Origin of the sequence: Burkholderia sp. COPS (genome assembly GCF_019425585.1) — a bacterium.
GTDB classification, from domain to species: domain Bacteria; phylum Pseudomonadota; class Gammaproteobacteria; order Burkholderiales; family Burkholderiaceae; genus Burkholderia; species Burkholderia cepacia.
This window is the reverse complement of record NZ_WIXR01000084.1, coordinates 1-1,399: the sequence shown is the minus strand read 5'-3', so window position 1 is coordinate 1,399 and position 1,399 is coordinate 1. Positions and strand designations below refer to the sequence as shown.

General features: G+C 66.3%; 2 pseudogenes. Both read right to left on the bottom strand.

The window, feature by feature from the left end:
• Nucleotides 1-733 (bottom strand): annotated as a pseudogene (locus FOZ70_RS36975) (2-isopropylmalate synthase); the annotation flags it as partial.
• A gap of 316 nt (nucleotides 734-1,049) precedes the next feature.
• Nucleotides 1,050-1,399: pseudogene (locus FOZ70_RS36970) on the bottom strand (CDP-diacylglycerol--serine O-phosphatidyltransferase); the annotation flags it as partial.

The following is a 1,399-nucleotide window of genomic DNA, read 5'->3' as shown; positions in this document are numbered from 1 at the left end:
GTGGCTCGGGCGATGTGGTGCCACGGCGGCGTGGGAGACGGGTGGGCGTGGGCGGGGTGGGGGGGGGGGGGCGGAGGTTGAGGGCGGGGGGGGAGTTCGCCACCGCCATCCCGAGGTCGTTGTGGCAATGCACGGAGAAGATCGCCTTGTCCGAGTTCGGAATGCGTTCGCGCAGCGTCTTCACGAGGTTGCCGTAGAGCTCGGGCACGCCGTAGCCGACCGTATCGGCGATGTTGATGGTCGTCGCCCCTTCGGCGATCACGGCCTCCAGCACGCGGCACAGGAAGTCGAGGTCCGAGCGGCTGCCGTCTTCCGGCGAGAATTCGACGTTGTCGGTGAACTTGCGTGCGAAACGCACCGCGAGACGCGCCTGCTCGAACACCTGGTCCGGCGTCATGCGCAGCTTCTTCTCCATGTGCAGCGGCGACGTCGCGATGAACGTGTGGATCCGCGAGCTGTTGGCCGGCTTCAGCGCGTCGGCCGCACGCTGGATGTCCTTGTCGTTGGCCCGCGCCAGCGAGCAGATCGTGCTGTCCTTCACGAGACCGGCGATCGTGTGGATCGCGTCGAAGTCGCCGTTCGAGCTGGCCGCGAAGCCGGCCTCGATCACGTCGACCTTCATCCGCTCGAGATGCTTCGCGATGCGGATTTTCTCTTCCTTCGTCATCGACGCGCCGGGCGATTGTTCGCCGTCACGCAACGTCGTATCGAAAATGATCAGCTTGTCTGTCATGGGGGGCTCCAGGGGGCTTTATACGGAAGTCAAACGTAACGAGATCGCGCCACCGTTGGCGACGCTCAACAACAGACGAGGCTTGACGGAGGGCGAGAACGGTCAGCGCGGCAGGCGCGCCGAAGCTAGCGCGCGTAGCGGCGCACCGGCTAGAAGGAGGGAGAGGCGGGGAAATGCAGTCATGCCGAAGACTATAGCGACATTCCGTTGGGTGCGCAATCGGACGGCACCCCGGGTTTCCGGCAGCCCGGGCCGAACAGGGGGACAAATGAAAACGGCGGCCCCAAGGCCGCCGTTTCCGGGCAAAAAACGCGCGTCAGTGATCGCGCTGCGACGAGCGCGCGGGGTTTGCCCGCCCGCGCACGGCCATGTAGGCCCAGAACACGTAGCCGGACAGCCCGTACAGCACGAACAGGCAGAACAGCATCAGCGGCGGGTCGGACGACACGAGCACGAACGCGACGACGACCAGCAGGATCGCCGCGAACGGCACGCGGTGCCGCACGTCGAGCGCCTTGCCGCTATAGAACGGCGCGTTCGACACCATCGTCACGCCCGCATAGATCGTCAGCGCAAATGCGACCCACGGCAGCCAGCCGAGCTTCATCGGCACGCGGTTGTCGGTCGCGAGCCACACGAAGCCCGCGATCAGCGCGGCGGCGGCCG